The sequence below is a fragment of the Leisingera sp. SA215 genome (assembly GCF_055902035.1).
In genome coordinates this window covers 172,854-199,296 of record NZ_JBVVXU010000008.1, presented here as the reverse complement: position 1 = coordinate 199,296, position 26,443 = coordinate 172,854, and the positions used below count along the sequence as shown (strand labels likewise).

Genomic DNA, 26,443 nt, shown 5'->3' with positions numbered 1-26,443 from the left:
TTCCTTATCCCAGCTTGATGGTGTTGGCGTCGGTGAACTCAGCCACCGGCACATGCAGGTTCTCAGGCGCCGGGCCTTTGCGGATGCGGCCTGCGGTGTCGTAGTGCGAACCGTGGCAGGGGCAGAACCAGCCCTGGAAATCCCCAGCGCCATCGCCCAGCGGCACACAGCCCAGGTGGGTGCAAACACCCATCATCACCAGCCATTCGCCGGCCTCGTCCATGGTCCGGTTGGTGTCAGCCGCGTCGGTGCCCGGCTTGTTCGGGTTTTCCGACCGCGGGTCGATCAACTCGGACAGCTCCACGGCACGGGCTGCCTCGATCTCTTCCTGGGTGCGGCGGCGGATAAACACCGGCTTGCCCAGGAACATGACCGAGATCTGCGTGCCAACTTCCACGCCGCTGACATCGACCAGGATCGAGGACAGCGCTTTCACGTCGGCGGAGGGGTTCATCTGGTTGACCAGGGGCCATACGGCGGCACCCGCGGTCACTGCCCCGGCGCCGGCAGTGGCGTAGTAGAGGAAATCTCTCCGGGTTCCTTCGTGGTCTTCTGCGTGGGACACGAGGTTTTCTCCAATTCCAGCGCCCGTTTAGGGCAAACATGCGCATGCACTGCGATTGCTCGCAGTGACTCAGGCGCGTGTCTAGCGGGGAGAAGGGCATTCGTCCAGCGGTCATAGGCGCGCAGAAAGCCCCAAGAGGTCATTTCTGTTACGCTTGTGTGACAGTGCCGCACCCATATCGGTGCGGCACTGTCCGGTTTCAAGGGCCGGCCTCAGGCGGCCGGTGGTTTTGTCGCTTGCATCGAGGGCCGCGATTCGAACCCTGCAAGCCAGCCTGCCAACGCCTCGTTGCCCTGACGCCAGCCCGCATCCGGATGACGGTAGTCCACATAGCCCAGCGCACAGGCAACCGCGATCTGGCCAATATCAAGCGGCCCCTGCAGGTGGCTCATCCAGCGTGCATTCAGCGCCGCGCAGCCGCCCAGAACCTTACTGCGCTGCGCATCAATCCAGCCATCCCATTGCTTGTCTTCGGGGCGCAACCGCTTTTCATAAGACATCAGTACCGCCGCATCCATGATCCCGTCGGCGGTGGCTTCCAGCACCTTGCTGTCCCAGCCGCCGCCATAGAGCTTGCCGCCGGCCCGGTCGTCCAGATAGGCGCAGATCACCCGGCTGTCATACAGTGCCGGCCCGTCCTTGCGCTCCAGCGCCGGAATCTTGGCCAGGGGATTGCTGGCCTTCACTTCCGGGCTGGGGTTGAGAGGGGTGGTTGTGACATCTTGAATTTCAATATCATCCAACTGCCCGGTTTCATGCAGCAGCACCAGAACCTTGCGGGCAAAGGGCGATGCCGGTGAATATGTAAGCTTCATGAAAAATCCTCCGTTGTTTGACCGCAGACTACTGCAAGCCGAGCCGAGGGGAAGGGCCAAATACCGCTCTGTGCTATGCTGGGCAGGCGGAACCAGTAAAGGGAGGGACCCCAAATGATCATGCGGGTATTCCAGGTTGTCACCCGGCCCGGCAAGGAAGCCGAGTTCAGTAAGTTTTTCCATGAAACCGCCATCCCCCTGATGAAAGGGACCGATGGCATCGTTTCCGTCCTCCCCGGTGCACCGCGGTCTGAGACCCCGCGGGAGTTCAGCTTTGTGATGGTGTGGAAGGATCTGGCATCGCTCAAGGCCTTTGCCGGCGAGGATTACACCAGTCCGCACATCGACCCCGCGGAGGCTGAACTGGTCGAGTCGCGGACTATAAAACACTATGATCTAGTGGAAACCTGACCCTGCCTGCAATTCCCGCTTGCAGGAATCTTTTCCGCTTGGCAAAGTCTCGCCGTTCTCAGGGCGGGGCGGAATTCCCCACCGGCGGTAAGCGGGCCAAGCCCCGTAAGCCCGCGAGCGGCTTCCAGAAACCGGAAGTGTCAGCAGATCTGGTGCAATTCCAGAGCCGACGGTCACAGTCCGGATGGAAGAGAACGTGCAGAAGGGCGGCGCCAGGCGTGCGCCCGTCTGTTCGTGATCGCCTTGGGTGACGTGTCAGAACCTATGGAGATTACGATATGACACACACCCGCTATGCCTTCATCAAGGCGCAATGGCACGCCGATATTGTGGACCGTGCTCTGGAAGGGTTTCAGCAGCTGATTCCGGCGGATCAGATAGATGTCTTCGATGTGCCCGGTGCCTTCGAAATGCCGCTGCTGGCGCAGGAGCTGGCCAAAACCGGCAAATACGCCGCCGTGGCCTGCGCCGCACTGGTGGTCGACGGCGGCATCTACCGGCACGACTTCGTGGCGCAGGCCGTGGTTGACGGGCTGATGCGCGCTGGCATGGACACCGGCGTGCCTGTGCTGTCGGTGTCGCTGACGCCGCATCACTTCCAGGAGACGGATCACCACATGGCGATCTACCGCGCCCATTTCGTGGAGAAGGGCCGCGAGGCGGCGCGGGCGGCGCTGATGATCACCGAAACGCGCCGGGCCGCGCGGGCCGCCTAGCCCAAATAGGCCTTCAGAGCCGGCGGCGGGTTGTCCAGCAGCTCCGCCGTCGGCTGCGGGGGATGGGCCTTGCCTTCCGCGACCAGCACCACCTGATCGGCAATGCGGCGGGCATCATTCGGTTCATGGCTGACCATCATCACGGTGGCGCCGCTTTCGCGCGCGAGCGCTGCCACCAGATCCAGCATCCCGGCCTTCAAAGCCGGGCCAAGCGCTGCAAAAGGTTCATCCAGCAGCAAAATATCGCGGCCCTGCACGAGCACCCGCGCCAGGGCCACCCGGCTTTGCTGCCCTCCGGACAGTGCCGCGGGTTTTCGGGGTCCCATGCCGCCAAGGCCAACCCGGATCAGCGCGGCGTCAATCTTTTGCCACTCCGCCTGATTGAGCCGCAGGTTCGCATGCAGCCCCAGGCCGACGTTCTGCGCCACGGTCAGATGCGGAAACAGATTGCCGTCCTGAAACAGCATGGCCACCGGCCGCTTGCCAGGCGCCTTGCTGGTCAGGTCCGAGCCGTTCCAGGAAATGCACCCGCGGATGACGGGCAGGAAGCCTGCCACCGCCTCCACCAGCGTGGACTTCCCGGCACCCGAAGGCCCGATCACCGCGACGCAGGCGCCCGGCGCAATCTCCAGGTCCGCCTCCACCGCATAGCCGCCGTTCATAATACGGCAATTCTCAAACTTCAGCATGCCAGCGCCCTCCGCGGTCCAAAATCCAGAACGCCCCCATCGAGAGCACCAGCAAGAGGAGCGCCGCCCCTGCCGCCGCGTCCATCCGGTATGCCCCCATCAGCCGGTAGATTTGCAAGGGCAGAGTGGCGAAATCTGGATCGGCAAACAACGCCACCACACCCAGATCCCCCATCGACAGTGCTGCGGCCAAACCCGCGGCAAATCCGGTTTGTGCGCGCATCCGGGGCAGATAGACCCGGCGCACAAAGGCCCAGCCCTGCATATCCAGCGACAGCGACAACCGGCCATAGCGGCCCAGCACCTCCCGCGCCCGCGGGACCAGGATACGCATGGCAAAAGGCAGCGCCATCACCGCATTGACCAATGCGGTGACCGGCAGCGCCAGGGCAAAGGGGTCTGCAACCGGGTAGATCAGAATGAACAGCCCGGTACCGATCACCAAAGGGGAAGCCGCAAGGCCAAGTATGCCCGACAATTCGGTCAGGCTGTTCCGGCCGGCCGCAGCGGCAGCCGCCATTGGCAAAGCCAACGCCAAAAGGATCACTGTGCTGATTGCAGCCACCAGGATGGAATTTCCCGCGGCCCGCCATACCGTGCTGTTCAAATCAGCAAGACCGGGCAGTCCAGACAGCACAATCGCTGCCAGCGGCAGCAACAGGAAACCGGCTGAAAGAGCGATCCAGGCGGCGTCAAGACCGCGCGCCGCAGCCCCCTGCCCGTCCCAGCGCCGCACCGCGCGGTCAAGGCCGGCGCCGAAACCTTCGCCTGCCGACACCCGCAGCGCCGCCAGTGCCGCAGCGCCGGTCAGCAGCAACTGCACCCCAGACAAAAGCGCGGCGCGGCCCAGATCGAAATCAAATCGGAATGCTTGGTAGATCGCGAGCTCGATTGTGGTCGCCCTGGGGCCGCCGCCAAGGGTCAGCGCAACCGCGAAGCTGGAAAGGCAGATGGCAAAAACGACAGCCAAAGCACCCGGCGCCACCCGGCGCAGCATCGGCCCCTCCAACAGCCGCCACATCGCCAGCGGCCCGGCCTTCAATTGCGCCGCCAAACGGAAGCGTTCAGCCGGTATTTCCTGCCAGCCTTGCAAGATCAGCCGTGTGGCCAGCGGCAGGTTGAAGAAGACATGCGCCAGGACCACCCCGTGCAGACCGTAAATTTGCACCGGCTCCAGCCCGATCAGGCCGAAAAAGCTGCTCAGCCAGCCAGCCCGGCCAAACACCGCCAGCAGACCCAGAATGGCGACGATCACTGGCAGGATGAAGGGGGCGCCGAGCAGGGCAATCAGCAGAGCCCGCCCCGGAAACCGCCGCCGCGCCAGTGCGCGGGCCACGGGAACCGCCAGACCGACGCTCAGCAGCGCCGACAGGCTGGCCTGAGTGAGCGTGAACCGCAACGCCGCCCAGTCGCTGGCACCCAATCCGGTTCCGGCCTCGGCCCTGAGTGCCACAGCACCCAAGGTTCCCAAGATCAGCGCGACGACAAGCAGTGCCGCGCTGATTCCAGGAAAGCCGCTTACTGGCTGAGCGCGTCCAGCCATTCGCCCAGCGCCGCATCCCGCAATTCCGCCGCTTCAGTCTCGCTCAGCAGCAGTGATTTCTCCGGCACGATCAGCGTCTCAAAACCCTCTGGCAGGCCCGCTGCCGGTGTCACTGCAGGATACATCCAGTTGGTGGTCGGAATGACCGACTGAAAGGCGTCGGACACCATGAAGGCCAGGAACTGATCGGCCAGCTCAGGCTGATCGCTGTTTGCCAGCTTGCCCGCAACTTCGACCTGCATGTAATGGCCTTCATTGAAAGCGGCTGCCGATTTGGAGCCGTCTTCCTCGGCAATCAGGTGATAGGCGGGCGAGGTGGTGTAGGAGAGCACCATATCGGCCTCGCCTTCCAGGAACATTCCATAGGCCTCGGACCAGCCCTTGGTTACGGTCACGATGTTGTCTGACAGGCCCATCCAGATTTCCGGCGCCTCGTCGCCATAAGCTGCCTTGACCCACATGAGCAAACCCAGACCGGGGGTTGAAGAGCGCGGGTCCTGTATGACGATTTTTTTGTTGCTGGCGGCCAAGGCTTTGAAGTCTGCCGGTGCAGCTGCGCCGGCGTTGTGGACAAAGGCGAAATAGCCCCAGTCATAAGGCACAAAGACCGCATCGTTCCATTCGACCGGCAGCGCGAAATCGGCACCGACTGCGTGCTCGGCAAACAAGCCGGTTTCCTTGGCTGCGGCGGTCAGGTTGGTGTCGAGCCCCAGCACCACATCGGCGTCGGACCGTTCACCTTCCAGCTTCACCCGCGCCAAAAGTGCGGCGCCGTCCCCCGCGCCGACCAGCTTCAAATCGCAGCCGCAGACCTCTTCGAACGCCTTTTCGACTGCCGGGCCGGGGCCCCAGTCGGAGACAAAGCTGTCGTAGGTATAAACGGTGAGTTCGGGCGTTTCGGCAATGGCTGCCGAGGCACCAAGCAGTCCCGCTGCAAATGCAAGATGTTTCATGCCATCCTCCTTTGCGGCTTTGGGCAAGGATGGAGGCTGTCCAGTACCTTCCCTCCGCCGGTGTGATCCGGTTCAGGTTCAACGGGTGTCATCTCAGCGCTGCCGCGCACCCCGAGGTCTCGCGGACCTTAAAGTTCAGTGCAAGGAAAGACAAGCAGAAGGCCCGTCTGGCCTTGGTGTTCAGGGCATCCGGACTGCCCTGCGGCACCCCAATAATAGGTCATTATTACTGACCAAATGTTTCGCGCGCGAAACATTTGGTGTAACTCTCTGTCCTTTCTGCCCTGTTAACCCTTGAGCCTGTGCGCGGCCTTGTTTGCAAGGGGTGTTCGCGGGCGCCTACTGACAGGCAGCGCCGCTGCGGCAACGGATGCCCCTTGAGGCGTTGCGCCTGGACAGGTAAGCACGTCCCGCAAAGGAGACCGCGCTTCATGTCGATGAACAGCTTTGGACACCTCTTCCGTGTCACCACCTGGGGCGAAAGTCACGGGCCTGCGCTTGGCGCCACCGTGGACGGCTGTCCGCCGAATGTCCCGCTGAAACCGGAGGTGCTGCAGCAGTGGCTCGACAAACGCCGTCCCGGCCAGAACAAGAACACCACCCAGCGGAATGAACCGGATACGGTAAAGATCTTGTCCGGCGTGTTCGATGGCATGTCCACTGGCACGCCGATCCAGCTGATGATCGAAAACACCGACCAGCGGTCCAAGGACTACGGTGAAATTTCCCAGACCTTCCGTCCGGGCCATGCCGACATCACGTATTTCCAGAAATACGGCAACCGCGACTACCGCGGCGGCGGGCGGTCTTCGGCGCGCGAAACCGCGGCGCGGGTTGCGGCCGGCGGTGTTGCACGTGAAGCAATCAAGGCGCTGGCACCGGGGATGGAGATCAAGGGTTACATGACCCGGATGGGTGAGCTGGAAATCGATCGCAGCCGGTTCGACTGGGACGCGATCGAACAGAATGATTTCTGGATCCCCGACGCGGGTGCGGTGCAGGAGTGGGAAGACTATCTGCAGGCCCTTCGCAAGGCGCATGACTCGGTTGGCGCGGTGGTTGAGGTTGTCGCCCGGGGTGTCCCTGCCGGCATCGGCGCACCGGTTTATGGCAAGCTCGACACCGACTTGGCGGCTGCAATGATGTCGATTAACGCGGTGAAGGGCGTGGAGATCGGCGAAGGCATGAATGCCGCCCGGCTCAAGGGTTCGGAAAACGCCGATGAGATCTTTATGGGGGAAACCGGTCCTGAGTATTCCTCCAACCACGCCGGCGGCATTCTGGGCGGGATTTCTACCGGACAGGACGTGATTGTGCGCTTTGCGGTGAAGCCGACGTCTTCGATCCTGACCCCGCGCCAGTCGATCCGCAAGGATGGCTCGGTTGTGGAAGTCATCACCAAGGGCCGTCACGACCCCTGCGTCGGCATCCGCGCGGTGCCGGTGGCCGAGGCGATGATGGCTTGCGTGATCCTGGACCACCTGCTGCTGCACCGCGGTCAGATTGGCGAGAATCAGGGCCATATCGGCTGAAAACAGGCGCTAATCAGACTGAATGCCCGCATGCCTGCGCAGGCTAGTCGTGATCTGTGGCGCATTGGCTGTGATCGCCGAGCGCGGTCAGCACCTTGCAGCAGCCACCGTTGCCGCCGTCGCAGAGGTGGCTGATCCGCTCCAGCTCCGAGGCCAGCTGTTCCAGTTGGCGGATGCGGTCGCGGATATTGGCAAGCTGGCTGCGGGCGATGCGGTCTGCCGCGGCGCAGTCGTCCCCCAGCTGGCCGTCCAGCCCCATCAGCAGCTTGATATCCTCCAGTGAAAACCCAAGGTCGCGGGCGTGCTTGATGAACCCCAGCGCATCCATCCCGTCCTGCCCGTAACGCCGCTGATTGCCGGCATTGCGGCCCGGCGGTGGCAGCAGGCTTATTTCCTCGTAGTAGCGGATGGTGGGCACCTTCACGCCGGTGGCCTTGGACAGCTGGCCGATAGAAAACATCGCAGATCCTCTTGAAGCTCTAGTGACTAGAGCCCTTAGGTTGATCCCGAATCAGAATTGAGGACAAGTGAAATGGCAGGCTGCTGCAATCATGAGGCAAAATTTGACGGGGTTTCCGCGGACTACAAACGCAGGCTATGGCTGGTGATCGCCATCAACGCCGGGATGTTCGCGGTGGAAATGGGGGCTGGCCAGCTGTCCGGCAGCCAGGCACTGAAAGCAGACGCGCTGGATTTCCTGGGCGACGCGCTGACTTATGGCATTTCGCTGGCGGTGATCGGGGCATCCCTGCGCACCCGGGCGCTGGCGGCACTGGGCAAGGGGGTCAGCCTGTTGCTGATGGGGGCCTGGGTGTTCGGGTCCACGGTGTATCAGGTGTTCTATGTCGGTGTTCCGCAAGCCCAAATCATGGGTGTTATCGGATTTATGGCGCTGGCGGCGAACTTGATTTCGGTGATGTTACTGGCGCGCTACAAGGACGGCGACGCCAATGTGCGCTCGGTCTGGCTGTGTTCACGCAATGATGCGATCGGCAATGTCGCGGTGATGATTGCGGCGCTGGGGGTCTGGGGCACGGCGACTGGCTGGCCGGACCTGATCGTGGCCGGGATCATGGGCGGGCTGTTCCTGAGCTCTGCCTTCCAGATCCTGGTGCAGGCGGTGCGGGAATGGCGCGAGGAAGAGGCGCACGCAGAAGCGCATCAGCACTAGGGCAGAGACCGTCCGCGGGCGGAAGCGAAGCGCCCGCCCGTGGGGGCGGACGGGCGCTGCCCGGGCCGACGGCCCGGGTCGGTGAAAATTAGCAGAAAAGCCCTGCGTACTCTTCGCGCAGGGCTTTCTTCTGCACCTTGCCCATGGTGTTGCGCGGCAGCGCGTCCAGCAGGATGATCTCCTTGGGCTGCTTGAACTTGGCCAGTTGGCCGGAAAGCGCCGCCTTGATCGCTTCGGCGCTTGTGCCGTCACCGTCAGGGACCACCACGGCCACCACACCCTCGCCGAAATCGGGATGCGGCACGCCGATCACCGCGCTTTCCAGCACGCCGGGCAGGCCGTCGATCAGGCTCTCGACCTCTTTCGGGTAAACGTTGAACCCGCCGGTGATGATCAGATCCTTCTCGCGCCCGACAATGGTGACATAGCCTTCGGCATCAATCTTCGCCATGTCACCGGTGATGAACCAGCCGTCCGACTGCAGTTCCTCTGCCGTTTTCTCCGGCATCTGCCAGTAACCCTGGAACACATTCGGCCCGCGCACCTCCAGCACGCCGATCTCTCCGGCTTGCACCTCTGCCTCGTCCTGCATCACCCGCGCCTCGACCCCCGGCAGCGGGAAACCAACGGTGCCGGCCCTGCGCTCTCCGTCATAGGGGTTTGAGGTGCTCATATTGGTTTCGGTCATTCCGTAGCGTTCCAGAATGCGGTGGCCGGTGCGGGCCTCCCATTGCTCGTGGGTGTCCACCAGCAAGGGCGCGGATCCGGAAATGAACAGGCGCATGTTTGCGGCCCGCTCCTGCGTGAGGCGGTCATCCGCCAGCAAGCGGGTGTAAAAGGTCGGCACCCCCATCAGCGCCGTGGCGGCGGGCATTGCCTGCAGGATCGCATCGGCATCGAACATAGGCAGGAACACCACTTGGGCCCCCGCAAACAGCGCCACATTGGTCGCCACAAACAGCCCGTGAGTGTGGAAAATCGGCAAGGCGTGAATCAGCACGTCTTCCTTGGTGAACCTCCAATAATCCCTCAGGGTCAGCGAGTTGGACGCCAGGTTTTCATGGCTCAGCATCGCGCCTTTGGAGCGGCCAGTAGTGCCGGAGGTGTAGAGGATCGCTGCCAAATCATCCGGCTCGCGGGCAACGGGGTCAAACCCGGGCTGCCCATCCGCCAGATCGCGCAAGGATCCCTGCCCCGCCGCATCCAGCGTCAGAACCTGCGACGCCCCGCAGATAGTGCAGATCTCCTTCAGCCGCGTGGGATCGCAGACCATGACGCGCGGCGTTGCGTCGCCCACGAAATAGGCCACCTCAGGCCCGGTGTAGGCTGTGTTCAAAGGCAGGAAGATGCCGCCGGCCATGACGGTGCCGAGGTACAGTTCGATCGCTTGAATGGTTTTCTGCACCTGCACTGCCACCCGGTCCCCGGGCCGAACGCCCTGCGCCGCCAATGCCGCCGCCATCCGCTCTGCACCAGCAAACAGCGCCCCGAAAGTGACCATGCCGCCATCCGGCTGCCGGGCAAAAACATGATCGTCGCGCCCCAGCGACGACTGGCGCAGCAAGCGGATCAGGTGATTGGCATCATACATTGGCGGCTCCCGTCTAAACCGGCGCCATTTGCGCCTTCTCCCCGTCCGAAATCAAGCCATTGATCTTTACGGCGCTTGGGAGCAGGGTCGCGCCATGGTAAACTCCTTAACATCGCATCGGCCTATGCTGGCGATCCTGCTGAAAGTGGCAGCGATTGCGCTGTTCACCGCTCTGTCGGGGATCATCAAGGCAACATCCGAAACTGTGCCGGCAGGGGAGGCGGTGTTCTTTCGCTCCTTCTTCGCGATTCCGGTAATTGTTGCCTGGCTCGCCGCGCGCGGCGAGCTGCGGCACGGGCTGATCACAAAAAAGCCTATGTATCACGTGTGGCGCGGGCTGGTCGGAACCTCGGCGATGGGGATGACCTTCATGGGGCTGGCGCTGCTGCCGTTGCCGGAGGTCACCGCCATCGGCTATGCCACCCCGATTTTCACCCTGATCCTGGCCGCGCTGTTCCTGGGAGAAACCATCCGGCTGGTGCGGATCAGCGCCGTTGCGATTGGCCTGCTTGGCGTGCTGATCATGATCTGGCCGCGGCTGGGCGGCGATCTAGAGAATGGCGCCATGCTGGGCGTGCTGCTGGTGGTCGGCGCCACTGTCGCCCGAGGCTTCGTGCAGATCCACATCCGCCGGATGGTGCAGTTCGAGCACACCGCAGCAATCGTGTTCTACTTCTCGCTGACCGCCTCCGGGCTGGCGCTGCTGACCGCGCCTTTCGGCTGGGTGATGCCCGATCCGAATACGGCCGCGTTGCTGGTCAGTGCCGGGCTGGTTGGCGGGGTGGCCCAGATCCTGGTCACCTCCTCCTACCGCTTTGCCCCGGCCTCGATGCTGGCGCCTTATGACTACGCCTCGATGATCTTTGCAATTATCATCGGCTATATCTGGTTCGACGAGTGGCCGACGCTGGTGATGCTGGCCGGCGCAGCGCTGGTCATTGCCGGCAATGTTCTGGTGATCTGGCGCGAGCACCGGCTGGGCCTGCAACGCGGCAAGGCCAAGCCAATGATCGACCCCAAGGGCGGATAACAAGCTCTAACTGGACCAGATACCGGAAATCATCGCGCCAAGAGCCACAATGTGGATCAGCATGATCGCCCGGTCGTTCCATAGCACGCCAACCAGGAACCAGCCTGTGAGTCCAGCCAGGAACAGATAGATATTCCAGGGATGCAAGCCCCATGCGGTGGCAGAGTATCCGAGGATCTGCACGATGGACGCGGCCCATTTCAGAACAAATGCCGGGTTGAGTGTGGTTGCTTTTGGCAAAGCCTGAGCGTCAGACTGCACGGGTCAGCCCCCCGTCGACGCGGATGTTCTGGCCAGTTGTATAAGCGGCTTCTTCCGAGGCCAGATAAGCAATCAGCGCAGAAATCTCACGCGAGGTGCCGTAACGGCCCATAGGAATGCGGGCTTTGCGGTCCTCGGTTTCAGGCAGGCTGTCGATGAAACCCGGCAGCACGTTGTTCATCCGCACGCCCCGGGCCGCGAATTTGTCCGCAAAAAGCTTGGCAAAGCTCGCCAGCCCGGCCCGGAACACGCCGGACGTGGGGAACAGCGGATCCGGCTCAAACGCCGCAAACGTCGAGATATTGATGATCGAGCCTTTCCCCTGCGCTGCCATGATCGGGGCCACCAGCCGGGCCGGGCGGATCACGTTCATCAGGTAGTATTCCATCCCCAGATGCCAGTCGTCATCGCTGATTTCCATAATGTCGCCCTTGGGCCCGTGACCTGCGGAATTGACCAGAACGTCGATCCGTCCCCAGCGGTCCATCGCCTTGTCCACCAGCGCCTGCAGATCCTTTTGCTTTATGTTAGAGCCGCTATGCCCCACCCCGCCCAGTTCCTGAGCCAGGGCCTCGCCCTTGCCTGAGGAGGAGAGAATGGCAACCTCATACCCCTGTTCGTGCAGATGGCGGGCAGCCTCGGCGCCCATGCCGCTGCCTGCGGCGGTGAAGAGAGCAACTTTGGTCATATCCATACTCCTTTGCTTGTTCTCAAGATGGAGGTTGACGGCGCGCTTGACCAATCATGTCTCATCGCGCGAGACTGCAGAAAAACTACTGTCTTGGATCTGATGCGCCTGCCCAACCTCAATGCCCTGCGGATGTTTGACGCTGCCGCCCGCCACCTGAACTTCGGCCGTGCGGCCGAGGAGCTGCATCTGACCCAAGGGGCCGTTGCTCAGCAGGTGCGCAGGCTGGAGGCGGATCTGGGGCATAAGCTGTTCCACCGCCACGCACGCGGGCTGACGCTGACGGATACCGGGCGCAGTTACCACGCGCCGGTGAGCCAAGCCCTGACGCTGGTCCGCGACGCGACGGACAAGCTGGCGCCGGCGGTGCAGCAGGTGACGCTGTCGGTGACGCCTTCCTTTGCGTCGAAATGGCTGGTGCCGCGGCTGCCGGAGTTCGAAGCGGCGCATCCGGATATTGATTTGCGGGTGGTGGCCGAGGAAAGCCTGACTGATTTCAAACGCGATGGGATCGGCATTGCTATCCGTCAGGGCGGCAAGCCGCAGGAGGGAGGTTTGAATTCTGCCCTGCTTTCGCTTGTAGATCTGGTCGCCGTGGGACCACAGGATATGGCTTTGACTTTGGGAGATACTCCAGATCTCGCCGACTTGGCGCAGTACACGTTGATCCAGGACGGGCATCGGCATTGGGATCTGCTGCTGCGTCAGGAAGGGCTTAATGCAACCGGAAGGGTTCTGCAATTCAACCAGACCGCTCTGGCTATGGATGCGGCCATGAACGGCCAGGGCATCGCACTGGTGCCACGGATATTTCTTGGCAGCCAGCCGCTGGTGGTCATTTGGCAAGCACCCCGTCTGGGGGACCAGGGATTTTATGTGCTGTGGCCCAGCGCAAGGGGCCGGGCCAAGACGGTGGTGGACTGGCTGTTGCGCCAGTAGGGCTCGGTCAGGGGCAGCCGCGGCGATTTCCGTAGCCTTAGGTGAATTAATGGCACCACCGCGGCCCCGTTCAGGCCGCCACTTGCTGCTGCCGCTAGGCTGCGGGCGACATGCCGACCTGTTTGCGGAACACCCGTGAAAAGGCGGGCTCGGACGCGCAGCCGGCAATTTCCGCGGCGGCGGCCACGGTCAGCCCCTGTTCCGTCAGCCCTTGGCAGGCGATCTGCAGCCGCCAGCCGATCAGGTATTGCATCGGTGTCACCTCCATCTTGGCGGTAAACTCCTGAGCGGAGGAAGTGCGCCACATGTACCTCGGATCCGATCATCCGCAGGGTCAGTCACGGACATCCGGCCGGTCCTCCCGGCCGCGGTTGCTCATCAACCGGCTCATGGCGAGAATGCCGGCAGCGAGCAGCGCCAGCAGCACCGCGTGACCATAATAGCCTAGCCCCGAGGCCATGCCGACACCCCCGGCCGCCCAAAGGCTGGCCGCCGTCGCCATCCCTCCGACCCGCTCATCGCCATGTATGATCGCCCCGGCGCCTAGAAAGCCGATCGCTCCGACAATCCCCTGCATAATTCGCGTCGGGTCAGTTCCCATATCAAGGGTCAGCGCTTCCATCGACAATTCCATGGTGATCAAGGTAAAACCCGCCGCCCCAAGCGAGACAATCATATAGGTCCGCATGCCCACCTTGCGATGCCGCAGCTCCCGGTCCAGGCCCAACAGCGCGCCGGCTGCAGCGGCGCAGATCAGGCGCAGACACAGCTCCCAATAGCTCACATAAGCAATACTCAGGTCCATCGCGTTCCCGTTCCTCCGTGGCGGGCAGCAGCACGCAGCGTGCCCCGGAATGATTTTCCGTCAATATGCCCGACTATGGCACAGTACCGGAATGAGTGCAGAAAAATGGCTTTGGCCGCTATGAACCGTGAAAGGCAGTCCGGCGCCGCAAAGAAAAAACCCCGCACGCAGGCGGGGTTTTCCGTGCCTTATTGGCGTGCGCTTACGCGCGGACCAGTTTTTCGTAGTCCTCGGCGATCTCACGGGTCAGCGCGCCGACTTCGAATTTGTAGGGTCCGATCTCGCCAACCGGCGTAACTTCGGCGGCGGTGCCAGTCAGCCAGCACTGCTCAAAGCCTTCCATTTCCTCCGGCTTGATGCGGCGCTCATGCACGGTGATCCCCTTGTCTTTCAGCATCTGGATCACGGTCTGGCGGGTAATGCCATTGAGGAAGCAATCCGCCAGAGGGGTGTGCACCTCGCCATCCTTCACAAAGAAAATGTTGGCGCCGGTCGCCTCGGCCACAAACCCGCGCCAGTCCATGAACAGCGCGTCCGAGCAGCCCTGCGCGGCCGCTTTGTGCTTGGATATAGTGCAGATCATGTAAAGGCCTGCCGCCTTGGCATGGACCGGGATGGTTTCCGGCGAGGGGCGTTTCCATTCGGCAATCGCCAGCTTGGCGCCCTGCATTTTGGCGTCGCCATAGTAGGCGCCCCAGCCCCAGACCGCGATTGCCATCCGCACCGGGTTGGCAGCCGAGGCCACCCCCATATCATCACCGGACCCGCGCCAGACCAGCGCCCGCACATAGGCATCCTGCAGGCCGGAAGCCTTCAGCGCCTCACCCTTGGCCGCCTCGATCTGATCGACTGTGTAAGGCATCGGCATGTCCAACGCCTCGGCCGATGCGATCAGGCGTTCGGAATGCTCGCGGCTCTTGAAGATCTTGCCGTTATAGGCGCGCTCGCCTTCGAACACGGAGGAGGCATAATGCATGGCATGGGTCAGAATATGCACCTTGGCATCCCGCCAGTCGACCAATTCCCCATCCATCCAGATCACACCGTCGCGGTCGTCATAACTTGCCATGCCGCACCCTCCTAAAACTCTGCGGGATTTCCATTTATTGCGCTAGCTGCGACCGGACCGGACACAATCTTGCGCCAAAGCTGCGATTCGATACATCTTCACCCTTGGAATGTCAACAACACTGACATAAACTGACCGGCATTACAGACGAGGGGGCACCGAATGCCTGAAGGCCGGACAGGGCAGGGATACGGCGGCGAAAGCCTGCTGTTCCTGACGGATGAGCAGCTGCGCCAGGGGATCGAGGCAATGTTTTTTGCCTACCGCGGCTTTACGGCCGACCCGGACCGGATTCTGGCAGAATTGTCCTATGGCCGGGCGCATCACAGGGCGGTCCACTTTATCAACCGTTCGCCCGGCACGACAGTGAACAACCTTCTCAGCATACTGGGTGTCACCAAACAATCGCTGAACCGGGTGCTGCGCACATTGATCGGCGATGGTCTGGTGATCAGCAAGGTGGGTGAGCTGGATAAGCGCGAGCGGCATCTGTACCTGACTGATCAGGGCGCCGCTCTGGAGGCCACGCTGTCGGATGCCCAGCGCGCCCGGATGCGCGCCGCCTATAAGGATGCAGGCCCCGAAGCGGTGCAAGGATTCAAGAAAGTGCTTGAGGCAATGATGGATGCGGATATGCGCCGTGCCTATGCCAAGCTGCGGGATTGAGCCACATGAGCATGAATGACGCCCATCTGCTGATCGTCGATGACGACGAGCGCATCCGCAGCCTTCTGAAAAAATTCCTGATGCGGTCCGGCTTTCTGGTAACGGCAGCGCGGGATGCGGCCCATGCCCGGCGGGTGTTGGCAGGGCTGGATTTTGACCTGATCGTCATGGATGTGATGATGCCCGGCGAGGACGGTATCTCGCTGACGCAATCGCTGCGAGAGACCATGGCCACACCGATCCTGCTGCTGACCGCCAAAGGCGAGACCGAAGACCGCATCGCTGGCTTGGAGGCAGGTGCAGATGACTACCTGCCCAAACCCTTTGAGCCGAAGGAGCTTTTGCTGCGGGTGAACGCGATCCTGCGGCGGATGCCGGACACTGTGGCACAGGAATGTGCCCTCAAAGTGCTGCATCTGGGCGCCATCCGCTATGACATTGAACGCGGCGAGATGTGGCAGGGCGACGAGCTGATCCGCCTCACCGGCACCGAAAGCCAGCTGATGAAGATCTTCTCGGCGCAGCCGGGCGAGCCAGTGTCCCGCACCAAGCTGGTCGAAGATCTGGGCCGCGACCGCGGTCAGGCGCAGGAACGCGCTGTGGACGTGCAGATCACCCGCCTGCGCCGCAAGATCGAGCCGAACCCGAAACAGCCGCAATATCTGCAGACGGTGCGCGGCGCCGGTTATATGCTGGCACCTGACTAAAGCCTTTTGCACTCCTTTTTCTGGCTGAGAATATCCCGTAGACTGGAACGGAGTCCCGGCTTTTTCCTTGCGGCCACAATCCGCCCCCTCCTAGGGTCGCGCCAAGGCCCGCCGCAGGAGGAGACCCCGATGACCACCGCCCTGATCACCCATGCCGATTGCCTCACTCATGTGACCCCTGACGGCCACCCGGAACAGGTCGCACGGCTGGCGTACATCCTGCACGCGCTGGAACCCTTGGAGCTGAAGCGCATCACCGCACCGATGGCCGCCGAGGACGACATTCTGCGCATCCACCCGGCAGACTACCTCTCGGACTTGCGCAAAGCCTCCCCGGCGGAGGGCTGGGCACAGATCGACGGCGACACGTTCATGTCCCCCGGCTCTCTGGATGCCGCCTTCCGCGCAGCGGGCGCGGCGGTGCGCGGTGTCGACATGGTGCTGGGCGGCGAGGTGCAGAACGCTTTTGCCGCCGTGCGCCCGCCGGGACACCACGCGGAGACCGGTACTGCCATGGGCTTCTGCCTGTTCGGCAATGCCGCGCTGGCCGCCAAACACGCGCTGGACCATCACGGCCTCAGCCGGGTCGCGGTGGTGGATTTCGACGTGCACCACGGCAACGGCACCCAGGATATCTTGTGGGACGAACCGCGCACTCTGGTGATCACCAGCCAGCAGATGCCGCTCTGGCCCGGCTCCGGCCGCCCGGATGAGGACGGCGCCCATGGCACGATCCTGAACATGCCGCTCGCGCCGGGCTCCGGCCGGGCGGAGATGCAGGCGGCCTATGAGGGGCAGGCCTTCCCGCGCCTGCGCGCGTTCAAACCGGAGCTGATCATCATCTCGGCCGGCTTTGACGCCCATCAGGACGACCCCCTTGCCAGCCTCAACTGGGCCACAGCCGATTTCGCATGGATTACCGCCGAGCTGTGCAAACTCGCCAGTGATCTCTGCCAGGGCCGTATCGTCTCGACTTTGGAAGGCGGATATGATCTGAACGCGCTGGCCGCGGCAACGCGCGCGCATGTGGAAGAATTGATAAAGGCACCGGCATGACTGAGACCCCCGTAGACCAGATGAGCTTTGAACAGGCGATGCGAGAGCTGGAAGGCGTGGTGGACCAGCTTGAGCGCGGCGACGTGGCGCTGGATGCCTCGATCGACCTCTATACCCGGGGCGCCGCGCTTAAGAATCGCTGCGAGGACGAGCTGAAACGCGCCGAGGAAAAGGTCGCCGCCATCACGCTGGACGCAAACGGCACTCCCAAGGGCACCCAGCCGCTGGACGCCGGCTAAGCTATGACCGCCGCAGCAGACACCCAAACGCGTCCCTTTGCACAAGCGCTGCAAGACGCACAGGCCCGTATCGCCGCACATATGGAACTGCGGCTGGCAAGCCGTGACGAGCTGCACGCCGCCATGCGCTACGCCGTTACCGGCGGCAAGATGCTGCGCGGATTTCTGGTGCTGGAAAGCGCCAGCCTGCATGGGGTTTCGATGGAGCCCGCAATCGAGGCAGCCCTCGCCATCGAATGCATCCATGCCTACTCGCTGGTGCATGACGACTTGCCTTGCATGGACGACGACGATCTGCGCCGCGGCCAGCCCACCTTGCACCGCAAATGGGACGAGGCAATGGCGGTGCTGGCAGGCGACAGTCTGCAAAGCTTTGCCTTTGAACTGCTGGCGGACCGCAAGGTTGGCCCCCATGCGCTGACCCTGATCCGCGGCCTGGCGCACGCTTCCGGCAAGGACGGCATGGTCTCGGGCCAGATGCTGGATATTGCAGCGGAAACCGCCGCCGGGCCGCTGACGCTGAAGCAGATCACCCGGCTGCAAGGCCGCAAGACCGGCTGCCTGATCGACTGGTCCGCCTCCGCCGGAGCTGTGCTGGCGGGCGCCGACACGGCACCGCTGCGGCAATACGCACGCGCCCTCGGCCTTGCTTTCCAGATCGCCGACGACATTTTGGATGTCGAGGGTGATGCCGCCAAGGTCGGCAAAGCCGTGCGCAAGGATGCCGACGCCGGCAAGGCAACCTTTGTCTCATTATTGGGCCTGACAGAAGCCAAAGCACGTGCAAGGGAACTGTGCGAGGAGGCCTGTGCCGCCCTTTCCCCCTATGGCGCGGCCGCCGGAACCTTGAAGGATGCCGCGCGCTTCGTTATTGCGCGCGAGAGCTAAACCCGTGCCACGCCCCGGCATCCTGACAGGCGCAGCCCAAGGAGACATCATGTCCGACCGGCCGAACACTCCGCTTTTGGACCAGATCGCGCGCCCCGCCGATCTGAAGGGGCTTTCTGACACACAGCTGGCTCAGGTCGCCCACGAGCTGCGGCAGGAAACCATTGCTGCGGTTTCTGTCACCGGTGGCCATCTGGGCGCGGGCCTCGGTGTGGTCGAGCTGACCACCGCATTGCACGCCGTCTTTGACACCCCGCGGGACAAGGTGATCTGGGACGTCTCGCACCAGTGCTATCCGCATAAGATCCTGACCGGGCGCCGCGACCGCATCCGCACCCTGCGCATGAAGGACGGCCTCAGCGGTTTCACCAAACGTTCCGAGTCCTCTTATGACCCCTTTGGTGCCGCGCACAGTTCCACCTCAATCAGCGCCGCGCTGGGTTTTTCCGTAGCACGCGACCTCGGCGGCGTGATCCCCGAGGGCATCGGCGACGCCATCGCGGTAATCGGCGACGGGTCAATGTCGGCAGGCATGGCGTTTGAAGCGATGAATAACGCAGGCCATCTGGGCAAACGGCTGATCGTCATCCTGAACGACAATGAGATGTCGATTGCACCGCCGGTGGGCGCGCTGTCCTCCTATCTCTCGCGCCTCTACGCAGGCGAGCCTTTCCAAGAGCTTAAGGCGGCGGCTAAGGGTGCCGTTTCGCTGCTGCCCGAGCCCTTCCGCGAAGGCGCCAAACGCGCCAAGGACATGCTGAAGGGCATGGCGGTCGGCGGCACATTGTTCGAGGCACTCGGCTTCTCATACCTTGGACCAATAGACGGCCACGACATGGACCAGCTGCTGCCTGTGCTGCGCACGGTCAAAGCCCGCGCCACCGGTCCGATTCTGATCCACGTCCTCACTAAAAAGGGCAAGGGCTACGCCCCGGCGGAAGCCGCCCTCGACAAGGGCCACGCCACCGCCAAATTCGACATGATGACGGGTGAGCAGAAAAAAGCGCCCTCCAACGCGCCTTCCTACACTTCGGTCTTCGGCAATGAACTGGTGAAGCTGGCCGCCAAGGACGACAAGATCTGCGCCGTTACTGCAGCCATGCCCGACGGCACCGGGCTGAACCTGATGGCAGAGCGCTACCCCTCGCGCACCTTCGACGTCGGTATTGCCGAACAGCACGGCGTGACCTTTGCCGCCGCCCTGGCCGCAGGCGGTATGAAGCCGTTTTGTGCGATGTATTCCACCTTCCTGCAGCGCGGTTACGACCAAGTAGTGCACGACGTGGCGATCCAGCGGCTGCCGGTCCGCTTTGCCATCGACCGCGCGGGTCTGGTAGGTGCGGATGGCGCCACCCATGCCGGCAGCTTCGACATCGGTTTCATGGCCAACTTGCCGGGCATGGTGGTGATGGCCGCTGCCGACGAGGCTGAACTGGCTCATATGGTCGCCACAGCCGCCGCCCATGACGACGGCCCCATCGCCTTCCGCTATCCGCGCGGCGAAGGCGAAGGCGTCGAGATGCCGGAGACCCCCGAAGTGCTGAAAATCGGCAAGGGCCGGATGATCCAGCAGGGCAAACGCGTCGCGCTGCTGTCATTTGGCACACGCCTGGGTGAAGTCAAAAATGCTGCCGAGGCGCTCGCCGCCAAGGGCATCACCCCCTCAATCGCTGACGCCCGATTTGCGAAACCTCTGGACCGGGACCTGATCCTGCAGCTGGCTGCAGACCACGAGGCGTTGATCACCATCGAGGAAGGTGCGGTGGGCGGCTTCGGATCCCATGTGGCGCAGCTTCTGGCCGAGGCAGGCGTTTTTGACAGCGGCCTCAAGTTCCGCTCGATGGTTCTGCCTGATACCTTCATCGACCAGGCCAGCCCGGCGGACATGTATGAGGCTGCAGCGATGAACGCGCCGCAGATCGAAACCAAAGTGCTGGAAGTGCTGGGCGTCGCTACGATTGGCGAGAAGCGAGCATAGCCGCCGCCCGGCAGGCGCGCGCCTGGCTTAGCAGTCCCGGTATATCTCTTTACACACCCGGCGGCTCCACAGGCGGCACGAAACTCTCCATATCCTCGGCTTCCAGCACCGCCCGCAGCCCCTCGCGGTAGGTGGGATAGAGCAGCTCCACCCCCAGCTCACTCTTGATCCGGCGGTTCCTGACCCGCTTGTTCTCGCCGTAGAAGCTGCGCGCCATGCGTGTCATGCCAGCCTCGTCAAAGGGCACCTCGGCCGGCACCGGCAAGCCCAGCAGCTCCGCCGCATAACCCAGCACATCCTGCGGCGGGGCCGGGTCGTCGTCACAGACGTTGTAAATGGCACCGGGCTGGGGTCTCGCGATGGAGGCCGCAAGCACCTGGGCGATGTCCTCGACGTGGATGCGGGAAAACACCTGCCCCGGCTTTATGATCCGCCGCGCTTTACCTGCCATCAGCTTGGCAAAGGGACCGCGGCCGGGGCCGTAGATGCCGGCCAGGCGGAAGATATGCAACGGCAAGTCCGGAATTGCCTGCCATTGCGCTTCTGCCTTGGCACGCCAGTCGCCGCGCTGACTGGAGGGAGCAACCGGCGTGTCTTCGTCCACCCAGGCGCCGTCGTGGTGGCCGTAAACCGCCGTTGTAGACAGATAGCCAACCCACTCCAGGCCGGGGGCAGCGGTGATCCGATCACCCAGCGCAGCAAGCACCGGATCGCCCTCTGCGTTCGGCCCGATCGAGTTCAAAATGTGGGTTACACCATCCAACGGCACATCCTGCCCGGGCCAGGTGAACATCTCCACTCCTGCGGCCGCCACAGCCTCGCGGGAGGTGCCGATGACCCGCCATCCCTGCGCCAGCAGGTGCGGCGCAAGCGCCCGCGCGGTATAGCCAAATCCAAGACAAAGCAGTGTTTTCCTCATGGCTCCTAGATGCGTCGGCCGGACCAGGGGCGCAAGGGTTGATTCGAATCTCCCCAGCACCTTTGATGACCCGATGAAAAAACATACACCCGGCCTGTCTGATGCCTATGCGCTGAGCACGCCCGATGATTCGCGACGGCTCTATGCGGATTGGGCAGGCTCTTAGGATCAGGATTTCGCCACCGGGGAAAAAGCCCGTTGCTGGACATGGGTGAAGGCACCGGCCTCTGCGGCCAGGCGCTGCAGCTGCTTGGGGTCGGCCCCATCGACGCCACCGACCTGAGCGCCGCCATGCTGGCCGAAGCCTTGCGCAAGGACGTCTACCGCGACGTGATTGAGGCCGATCTTCTGGAAGGTATCCCGGTGCCGCACAACAGTTGCCGCGGCGTGGTTTCGTCCGGCACTTTCACTTTTGGCCACCTCGGCCCCGAGGTCCTGCCGGCCCTGTTGCGGCTGGCCGCAGCTGATGCCTGGTTTGCGCTGTCTGTGAACGCCGGATCATACAACAAGGCGGGGTTTACTGAAGCCTTCGACCGGCTGCTGCGCGGTCAATGGTTCACGGGGCTGACTCTGCCTGAACTGCGCATCTATGACTGCGGAGCATCAGGCACACACAAGAACGACACCGCCCTGGTTGCGCTGTTTCAAAAGGAATAGCGCCCTTGTGCCAGTTCGCCATTGAACGGGCGAAGCCCCAAACGCCGCGCAAAGCGCGGCGCCGGGCGCAACTGGGCAGCGGCAACTTCGGGTGTATCTGAAACAGGCAGGGCTCTCGCGCCGTCGCGCGGCATCTGCGATGCCATCCGCAGCCTTAGGCCTGGCAGCGCGCCTGACGGCGCGCTGCGTCAGCGCCCCTTCCAGACCGGATCGCGTTTTTCAGCAAAGGCGCGGGCGCCTTCCAGATTGTCCTCGGACCCATAGAGCACATCCACCGTCTGCAGCTGCCGCCGGGTGATCCGGTTCATGGCGTCCTGGAATTTAGAATCCTCAGCGTCGCGCACCACCTCCTTGATCGCCGCATAGACCAGCGGCGGACCGGAGGCGAGCAACCGCGCCAGCTCCCAGGCCCGGTCCATCAGCTGATCCGCCGCCACGATTTCATTCACCAGACCCCAGCGGTTCGCCTCTTCGGCATCAAACCAACGGCCCGTAAGCAGCAGCTCCATCGCAATGTGATAGGGAATACGCTTGGGTAATTTCACGCTGGCCGCATCCGCCACGGTTCCGGAGCGGATTTCCGGCAATGCAAAGGTCGCGTGATCGGCGGCAATGATCATATCCGCTGACAAAGCCAGCTCCAGCCCGCCGCCGCAAGCGATTCCGTTCACGGCGGCAATCACCGGCTTGTTCATATCGCGCAGCTCCTGCAGCCCGCCGAAACCGCCGACGCCGTAGTCGCCGTCCACAGCATCTCCGTCAGCTGCGGCTTTCAGATCCCAGCCAGGGCAGAAGAATTTCTCTCCGCCACCGGTCAGAATTGCGACCCGCAGTTCCGGATCATCCCGGAAATCACGGAACACTTCACCCATGACCCGGCTGGTCTGAAGGTCGATGGCATTGGCCTTGGGCCGGTCCAAGGTCACTTCCAGAATGGCGCCGTCGCGGCGGGTTTTCACGGGGCTCTCGGTCATCTCAGTTCCTCCTGGCACGGGCAGTACCGTTCATGTTTGCGGCCGAAGCCTTAGTATTTCCGCCTCATCAGCGCATCTGCCGCAACGGCGTCAGACGGCGTGCAGAGAAGCGGGTTGATCTCGATCTCTTCCAGACCCAGTGCGTTTTCCGTCACATAGGCCTCCACCGCACGGATTGCCCGCAGAACCGCTTCACGGTCCGCCGCCGGGGCGCCCCGGTAGCCATCCAGCAGCCTGGCGATTCGCAGAGCGTTGAGCGCCGCGTTGATCTCCGCATCCGAAGCCGGCAGCAGGAAGGAGGCGCTGTCCTCCATCAGCTCGGTCAGGGTGCCGCCTGCGGCCAGCGTCATGACAAAGCCATGCGCCGGATCCTTGACCACACCGATCAGCAGTTCCGCAACTGCACCAGTGACCATTTCTTCAACGAGGAACCGCGAAGCCGGCATGTTGAAGGCTGCATCGCTTACCTCCTGACCAGATGTCAGATTCAGCGCGACCGCTCCGGCTTCGGTCTTATGGGCTAGGCCCTCGCCTTTCAGAACAACGGGGAAGCCGACATCCACCGCCACCGCCCGCGCATTGGTCGCCGAGGCAGCACGTTTGAAGCGCGGTATACGCAACCCATAGTCTGCAAGCTGCCGTTTGGCCTCCGCTTCGGGCACCAAATCGGGTTCCACCACGGGCGTCGGCAGCAGCAGCGGCGCCGGGGCTGGCGGCTGCGGCAGACTCGCGGCCTCACACGCCGAAATCGCCTCACTGAGACCGCAAAAGGGTACCACACCCGCTGCCATCAGCCGGGCCGCTACATCCTCGGGCATCAGCTCCGGCAAAGTCGCCACCAGACCGACGTTGGCGCCGGTCTGCTCGCGCGAGCCAATGGCCGCCTGAATGGTGCATTCCCAGTCGGATGCATCACAGCGGTCTTCGCGCGGGAAGTCCACGATCAGCATCGTCATCGCCAACTGCGGGTCCATCATCGCAGAAAACGCCCGGGTCATCGCCTCGGCGTCCCGCCAGATATAGGTGTGGTAGTCGAGCGGATTTGCCAGGGCCACCATCGGCCCAAGCGCCTCACGCAGGTCGGTCTTCTGCCGTTCGCTCAGCGCCGGGAACTCAACATTGCGCGCATGGCCGGTATCTGCGGCCAGGCTTGCCTCGCCGCCTGAGCAGCTGATGGTTGCAATCCGGTTCGAAGGCAGCCGACCCGTCACGTGCAAGAGTTTCAGCGTCTCCAGAAAGGACGGCAGATCATCCAGACGCGGGATACCGAGACGGGAGAGCAAAGCCCCGGCCCCCGCGTCACCGCCTGCAAGCGAGGCGGTATGAGAAACAGTTGCGGCCTGGGCCTCGGCTGATTTGCCCACCTTCAGCGCCACCACCGGCTTTCCGAGTTCACGGGCGCGTGCTGCCAAAGCCTCCAGCGCACGCAAATCTCCGAACCCTTCGATGTGCAGGCCAAGTGCGGTGACGCGGTCATCTTCCAGCAGGGCTTCGCCAATCGCGGCAATGCCGGATTGCGCTTGATTGCCTGCGGTCACCGCATATGCGACCGGCAGCCCGCGTTTCTGCATGGTCAGGTTGATGGCAATGTTGGAGCTTTGGGTGACCAGCGCCACGCCTTTCTCCACCCGCGTGCCCCCATGCTGGTCCGGCCACAACAGCGCGCCGTCCAGATAATTGATGAAGCCATAACAGTTGGGGCCGAGGAAGGGCATCTCGCCCGCTGCTTCCAGGAGCTGTGCCTGCAGGTCCGCGCCTTCGGCATCCTCAGCGGCAGCCTCCAGGAAACCGGAGGCAAAGCACACTGCCCCGCCGGCACCGCGTGCCGACAGCGCCCGCACCACCTTGATGGTGGCAAAGCGGTTCACCCCGATGAAGGCCGCATCCGGCGCTTCCGGCAGGCTGTCCACATCCTTGAAGGCAGGCAGGGCCGCGACCTCGTCTGCCTTGGGGTGGACGGGCCAGATGGTGCCCTCAAAACCCATCTTCCGGCATTGCTCGATCACCAGACGGCACCATGCGCCGCCGCCAATCACAGCAATGGATTTCGGGCGGAAAAGCCTGTTTAGAGACTGCATTTGATCTTATTCACCGGTCTTGCCACGGTCCAGATGGCCGAGGTCTTGTTCAGGATTGATCCGGTCGCGCACACGGGTCTTCAGCTCTTTCACATCAGGAAAGCCGCCGTCCCGTTTGCGTTCCCAGATCAGCTCCTTATCAACATGGATCTCAAAGATCCCCCCTAAATCTCCGGGAACCAAAGTTACCCCGCCCAACTGATCCTGGAAGGTCTGCAGCAGCTCCTGCGCCATCCAGCCCGCCCGCAATAGCCAGTTGCAGCCGATGCAATAGGTAATTGTGACCCTGGGTTTCCCGGTTTGAGTCATGGCTCAGCCTCCGACGGCGCGCAGCATCTCGCGGCTGATGATGTGCCGCTGGATTTCACTGGTGCCTTCCCAGATACGCTCGACCCGGGCGTCCCGCCAGATGCGTTCCAGCGGCAGTTCGTCCATCAGGCCCATGCCGCCGTGAATCTGAATTGCCTCATCGGCGACAAAGGCCAGCATCTCGGTCGCTTTCAGCTTGGCCATCGACATGTCGCTCTCGGTGACAGTGCCTTGATCAAACTTCCAGCCGGCCTCCCAGGTCAGCAGGTTTGCCGCCTTTAACTCCAGTGCCATATCGGCGAGCTTGAATGAGATGCCCTGGAACTTGCCGATCTGCTGACCGAACTGCTTGCGTTCAGCGGCATATTCCACCGAATGCTGCAACGCGCGTTCAGCCCGGCCCAGGCAAGTGGCGGCCACCTGCAGCCGGGTGGCGCCCAGCCAGGTGTTGGCAACCTCGAACCCCTTGTCGACTTCGCCCAGGATCGCAGAGGACGGCAGGCGGCAATCGTCGAACTCCAGCACCGCGTTGGTGTATCCGCGGTGGCTGACGTTGCCGTAACCATCGCGCACCTCGAACCCCGGCGTGCCCTTGTCGACAAAGAACGCGGTGATCTTTTTCTTCGGCCCGCGCGGGGTATCTTCAACGCCGGTCGCCATGAAGCAGATGGCAAAATCGGCAATGTCGGCGTGACTGATGAAATGCTTGGTGCCGTTCAGGATCCAGTCGCCGCCATCCTTACGGGCGGTCGCCTTCATGCCGCGCAGATCCGATCCTGCATCCGGCTCGGTCATTGCCAGGCAGTCCCATTTCTCACCCTTCATGCAAGGAAACAGGTATTCTTCCTTCTGCTCCTCGGTACCCGCCAGCAGAATGTTCGACGGCCGCGCCACCCCGGTCCAGTGCAGCGCGTAATTGGCGCGGCCCAGTTCCTTTTCATACAGCAGCCAGGTCAGCGTATCGAGGCCGGCTCCGCCGACTTCCTCAGGCATATTGGCCGCATAGAGGCCCGCTTCCATCGCTTTCTTCTGCACATCGCGGATCACGTCCATATCCAAATGGCCGCTGCGCTCAATCTCGGCCTCATGCGGATACAGCTCCTTTTCCACAAAGGCGCGGGTGGTCTCGACGATCATCGATTGTTCTTCGGTCATCCCGAACTGCATGGCGGTCTTCCTTCGCAAATCTGTTGC

30 protein-coding genes and 2 riboswitches are annotated in these 26,443 nt (G+C 62.9%); of the genes, 13 read left to right on the top strand and 17 right to left on the bottom strand.

What is annotated here, in order from left to right:
• Positions 1–4: 4 nt before the first annotated feature.
• Both petA and AC0KW6_RS11275 read right to left on the bottom strand, forming a co-directional pair.
• The gene (petA, locus tag AC0KW6_RS11280) at positions 5–565 is read right to left on the bottom strand and encodes a ubiquinol-cytochrome c reductase iron-sulfur subunit (protein ID WP_323775700.1); all 561 of its coding nucleotides are present in this window, start codon (positions 563–565) and stop codon (positions 5–7) included.
• Between the two features lie 212 nt (positions 566–777).
• Positions 778–1,380: a glutathione S-transferase gene (locus tag AC0KW6_RS11275; RefSeq protein ID WP_323775699.1), complete on the bottom strand. Its 603-nt coding sequence runs from the start codon at positions 1,378–1,380 to the stop codon at positions 778–780.
• Positions 1,381–1,494: 114 nt separating this feature from the next.
• Here AC0KW6_RS11275 and AC0KW6_RS11270 point away from each other — a divergent pair, with 114 nt between their 5' ends.
• Positions 1,495–1,791 (top strand): antibiotic biosynthesis monooxygenase family protein, encoded by a 297-nt coding sequence (locus tag AC0KW6_RS11270; protein ID WP_323775698.1) that lies wholly within the window; start codon positions 1,495–1,497, stop codon positions 1,789–1,791.
• Between the two features lie 50 nt (positions 1,792–1,841).
• Positions 1,842–1,991, top strand: a riboswitch (FMN riboswitch).
• A gap of 78 nt (positions 1,992–2,069) precedes the next feature.
• The gene (locus tag AC0KW6_RS11265; protein WP_323775697.1) at positions 2,070–2,507 is read left to right on the top strand and encodes a 6,7-dimethyl-8-ribityllumazine synthase; all 438 of its coding nucleotides are present in this window, start codon (positions 2,070–2,072) and stop codon (positions 2,505–2,507) included.
• Here AC0KW6_RS11265 and AC0KW6_RS11260 read toward each other — a convergent pair.
• The 3 genes from AC0KW6_RS11260 to thiB are packed head-to-tail and all read right to left on the bottom strand — an operon-like array spanning position 2,504 to position 5,692.
• Positions 2,504–3,196: a thiamine ABC transporter ATP-binding protein gene (locus tag AC0KW6_RS11260; RefSeq protein ID WP_323775696.1), complete on the bottom strand. Its 693-nt coding sequence runs from the start codon at positions 3,194–3,196 to the stop codon at positions 2,504–2,506. The genes AC0KW6_RS11265 and AC0KW6_RS11260 overlap by 4 nt on opposite strands.
• Positions 3,183–4,739: a thiamine/thiamine pyrophosphate ABC transporter permease ThiP gene (locus tag AC0KW6_RS11255; RefSeq protein WP_323775695.1), complete on the bottom strand. Its 1,557-nt coding sequence runs from the start codon at positions 4,737–4,739 to the stop codon at positions 3,183–3,185. Before AC0KW6_RS11255 ends, AC0KW6_RS11260 begins: the two co-directional genes overlap by 14 nt.
• Positions 4,715–5,692, bottom strand: coding sequence for a thiamine ABC transporter substrate binding subunit (gene thiB / locus AC0KW6_RS11250; RefSeq protein WP_474034921.1), 978 nt, complete (start codon positions 5,690–5,692; stop codon positions 4,715–4,717). Before thiB ends, AC0KW6_RS11255 begins: the two co-directional genes overlap by 25 nt.
• A 32-nt stretch (positions 5,693–5,724) precedes the next feature.
• Positions 5,725–5,816: riboswitch (TPP riboswitch) on the bottom strand.
• A 307-nt stretch (positions 5,817–6,123) separates the two neighbouring features.
• Here thiB and aroC point away from each other — a divergent pair.
• Positions 6,124–7,224 (top strand): chorismate synthase, encoded by a 1,101-nt coding sequence (aroC, locus tag AC0KW6_RS11245; RefSeq protein WP_474034920.1) that lies wholly within the window; start codon positions 6,124–6,126, stop codon positions 7,222–7,224.
• Positions 7,225–7,267: 43 nt separating this feature from the next.
• Here aroC and AC0KW6_RS11240 read toward each other — a convergent pair whose 3' ends face one another.
• Positions 7,268–7,684 (bottom strand): MerR family transcriptional regulator, encoded by a 417-nt coding sequence (locus AC0KW6_RS11240; RefSeq protein WP_323775692.1) that lies wholly within the window; start codon positions 7,682–7,684, stop codon positions 7,268–7,270.
• 72 nt (positions 7,685–7,756) lie between these two features.
• On the opposite strand from AC0KW6_RS11240, the gene AC0KW6_RS11235 reads away from it, so the two are divergent.
• Complete coding sequence (locus tag AC0KW6_RS11235; RefSeq protein ID WP_323775691.1) at positions 7,757–8,395, top strand: cation efflux transmembrane domain-containing protein; 639 nt, start codon at positions 7,757–7,759, stop codon at positions 8,393–8,395.
• Positions 8,396–8,483: 88 nt separating this feature from the next.
• On the opposite strand, the gene AC0KW6_RS11230 is transcribed toward AC0KW6_RS11235, so the two are convergent.
• Positions 8,484–9,986, bottom strand: coding sequence for a malonate--CoA ligase (locus AC0KW6_RS11230; protein ID WP_474034919.1), 1,503 nt, complete (start codon positions 9,984–9,986; stop codon positions 8,484–8,486).
• A gap of 94 nt (positions 9,987–10,080) precedes the next feature.
• Here AC0KW6_RS11230 and AC0KW6_RS11225 point away from each other — a divergent pair, with 94 nt between their 5' ends.
• Positions 10,081–11,016, top strand: coding sequence for a DMT family transporter (locus tag AC0KW6_RS11225; protein ID WP_323775689.1), 936 nt, complete (start codon positions 10,081–10,083; stop codon positions 11,014–11,016).
• 6 nt (positions 11,017–11,022) lie between these two features.
• On the opposite strand, the gene AC0KW6_RS11220 is transcribed toward AC0KW6_RS11225, so the two are convergent.
• Together AC0KW6_RS11220 and AC0KW6_RS11215 are read right to left on the bottom strand one after the other, a co-directional pair.
• Entirely contained in the window at positions 11,023–11,277 is a 255-nt protein-coding gene (locus tag AC0KW6_RS11220) for a DUF6552 family protein (protein ID WP_323775688.1), read from the bottom strand.
• On the bottom strand, positions 11,267–11,971 hold the full coding sequence (locus AC0KW6_RS11215; RefSeq protein WP_474034918.1) for an SDR family oxidoreductase: 705 nt from the start codon (positions 11,969–11,971) through the stop codon (positions 11,267–11,269). The genes AC0KW6_RS11220 and AC0KW6_RS11215 overlap by 11 nt, the downstream gene beginning before the upstream one ends.
• Before the next feature lie 96 nt (positions 11,972–12,067).
• Here AC0KW6_RS11215 and AC0KW6_RS11210 point away from each other — a divergent pair, with 96 nt between their 5' ends.
• Positions 12,068–12,904, top strand: coding sequence for a LysR substrate-binding domain-containing protein (locus tag AC0KW6_RS11210; protein ID WP_323775686.1), 837 nt, complete (start codon positions 12,068–12,070; stop codon positions 12,902–12,904).
• A gap of 94 nt (positions 12,905–12,998) precedes the next feature.
• On the opposite strand, the gene AC0KW6_RS11205 is transcribed toward AC0KW6_RS11210, so the two are convergent.
• From AC0KW6_RS11205 to AC0KW6_RS11195, 3 genes are all read right to left on the bottom strand, one after another.
• The gene (locus tag AC0KW6_RS11205; RefSeq protein WP_323775685.1) at positions 12,999–13,211 is read right to left on the bottom strand and encodes a helix-turn-helix domain-containing protein; all 213 of its coding nucleotides are present in this window, start codon (positions 13,209–13,211) and stop codon (positions 12,999–13,001) included.
• Between the two features lie 27 nt (positions 13,212–13,238).
• Positions 13,239–13,709, bottom strand: a complete 471-nt coding sequence (locus tag AC0KW6_RS11200; RefSeq protein ID WP_323775684.1) for an MgtC/SapB family protein — start codon at positions 13,707–13,709, stop codon at positions 13,239–13,241.
• 202 nt (positions 13,710–13,911) lie between these two features.
• Positions 13,912–14,778 carry a branched-chain amino acid aminotransferase gene (locus AC0KW6_RS11195; protein WP_474034917.1) on the bottom strand — a complete coding sequence of 289 codons (867 nt, stop codon included), beginning with the start codon at positions 14,776–14,778 and terminating at the stop codon, positions 13,912–13,914.
• Between the two features lie 162 nt (positions 14,779–14,940).
• On the opposite strand from AC0KW6_RS11195, the gene AC0KW6_RS11190 reads away from it, so the two are divergent.
• From AC0KW6_RS11190 to dxs, 6 genes are all read left to right on the top strand, one after another.
• Positions 14,941–15,444: a MarR family winged helix-turn-helix transcriptional regulator gene (locus tag AC0KW6_RS11190; RefSeq protein ID WP_291734276.1), complete on the top strand. Its 504-nt coding sequence runs from the start codon at positions 14,941–14,943 to the stop codon at positions 15,442–15,444.
• Between the two features lie 5 nt (positions 15,445–15,449).
• On the top strand, positions 15,450–16,151 hold the full coding sequence (locus AC0KW6_RS11185; RefSeq protein WP_323775682.1) for a response regulator: 702 nt from the start codon (positions 15,450–15,452) through the stop codon (positions 16,149–16,151).
• A 129-nt stretch (positions 16,152–16,280) separates the two neighbouring features.
• A complete protein-coding gene (locus tag AC0KW6_RS11180; RefSeq protein ID WP_474034916.1) occupies positions 16,281–17,207 on the top strand; it encodes a histone deacetylase family protein in 927 nt (308 codons plus the stop codon).
• Positions 17,204–17,446 carry an exodeoxyribonuclease VII small subunit gene (locus AC0KW6_RS11175; RefSeq protein WP_474034915.1) on the top strand — a complete coding sequence of 81 codons (243 nt, stop codon included), beginning with the start codon at positions 17,204–17,206 and terminating at the stop codon, positions 17,444–17,446. The genes AC0KW6_RS11180 and AC0KW6_RS11175 overlap by 4 nt, the downstream gene beginning before the upstream one ends.
• 3 nt (positions 17,447–17,449) lie before the next feature.
• Positions 17,450–18,334, top strand: coding sequence for a polyprenyl synthetase family protein (locus AC0KW6_RS11170; RefSeq protein WP_474034914.1), 885 nt, complete (start codon positions 17,450–17,452; stop codon positions 18,332–18,334).
• Positions 18,335–18,383: 49 nt separating this feature from the next.
• The gene (gene dxs / locus AC0KW6_RS11165; RefSeq protein WP_474034913.1) at positions 18,384–20,312 is read left to right on the top strand and encodes a 1-deoxy-D-xylulose-5-phosphate synthase; all 1,929 of its coding nucleotides are present in this window, start codon (positions 18,384–18,386) and stop codon (positions 20,310–20,312) included.
• A gap of 49 nt (positions 20,313–20,361) precedes the next feature.
• On the opposite strand, the gene AC0KW6_RS11160 is transcribed toward dxs, so the two are convergent.
• Entirely contained in the window at positions 20,362–21,231 is an 870-nt protein-coding gene (locus AC0KW6_RS11160) for an SDR family oxidoreductase (RefSeq protein WP_474034912.1), read from the bottom strand.
• A 207-nt stretch (positions 21,232–21,438) separates the two neighbouring features.
• On the opposite strand from AC0KW6_RS11160, the gene AC0KW6_RS11155 reads away from it, so the two are divergent.
• Positions 21,439–21,888, top strand: coding sequence for a class I SAM-dependent methyltransferase (locus AC0KW6_RS11155; RefSeq protein ID WP_323775704.1), 450 nt, complete (start codon positions 21,439–21,441; stop codon positions 21,886–21,888).
• 188 nt (positions 21,889–22,076) lie between these two features.
• Here the strand turns inward: AC0KW6_RS11155 and AC0KW6_RS11150 are convergent, their stop codons facing one another.
• The 4 genes from AC0KW6_RS11150 to AC0KW6_RS11135 are packed head-to-tail and all read right to left on the bottom strand — an operon-like array spanning position 22,077 to position 26,416.
• On the bottom strand, positions 22,077–22,862 hold the full coding sequence (locus AC0KW6_RS11150; protein WP_323775677.1) for a carnitinyl-CoA dehydratase: 786 nt from the start codon (positions 22,860–22,862) through the stop codon (positions 22,077–22,079).
• Between the two features lie 50 nt (positions 22,863–22,912).
• A complete protein-coding gene (locus AC0KW6_RS11145; RefSeq protein ID WP_323775676.1) occupies positions 22,913–24,940 on the bottom strand; it encodes an acetate--CoA ligase family protein in 2,028 nt (675 codons plus the stop codon).
• Between the two features lie 6 nt (positions 24,941–24,946).
• Positions 24,947–25,249 carry an Rdx family protein gene (locus AC0KW6_RS11140; RefSeq protein ID WP_323775675.1) on the bottom strand — a complete coding sequence of 101 codons (303 nt, stop codon included), beginning with the start codon at positions 25,247–25,249 and terminating at the stop codon, positions 24,947–24,949.
• A 3-nt stretch (positions 25,250–25,252) separates the two neighbouring features.
• Complete coding sequence (locus AC0KW6_RS11135) at positions 25,253–26,416, bottom strand: acyl-CoA dehydrogenase family protein (protein ID WP_474034911.1); 1,164 nt, start codon at positions 26,414–26,416, stop codon at positions 25,253–25,255.
• Positions 26,417–26,443: the final 27 nt, after the last annotated feature.